Raw genomic sequence first — 475 nt, forward strand, 5'->3', positions numbered from 1 at the left:
AAATCTAACTACCCTGATAATTACAACTCAAACTCTAATAACAACCATAAATCTAGCTACCCTGATAATTACAACTCAAACTCTCATAACAACCATTGATCCAATTATCCTGAAGGTTACGATGTAAATTCTAATCGTAACTATGAATTAAGCGCTCATGGTAAGTGCGAATGTAATCCTAAATAATAATATAAGCATTATGGGATATTCATTTCTGAGCTCAGAGAAAGTGAATATCCCATTCATTCATCAATCTTTGTATGCGCTTATGATTCAAATGAAGGTTATATGTGGCTTTCAGCCACACTTGCACTCTTCTATATCCATAAATCTCTCTTAGTTTTTATGACATTCCAATATCTTTTTCTTGATTTTAGTGTCCTCTAGTTGTTTTTCAGAAGGCACTAAGTGCCGCTTTATTCACTTGTAATACCCACTTCTAGTTATACCAGCAATGGTGCATAATAGGGTGACC

General features: G+C 34.1%; 1 protein-coding gene. It reads right to left on the reverse strand.

Annotated features, from left to right (window positions below; translation table 11 throughout):
- Nucleotides 1-220 precede the first annotated feature (220 nt).
- Entirely contained in the window at nt 221-331 is a 111-nt protein-coding gene (locus tag ILT06_RS33250; RefSeq protein WP_098826693.1) for a helix-turn-helix domain-containing protein, read from the reverse strand.
- Nucleotides 332-475: the final 144 nt, after the last annotated feature.

This window comes from Bacillus sp. 17RED48, assembly GCF_019837545.1.
GTDB lineage: Bacteria > Bacillota > Bacilli > Bacillales > Bacillaceae_G > Bacillus_A > Bacillus_A wiedmannii.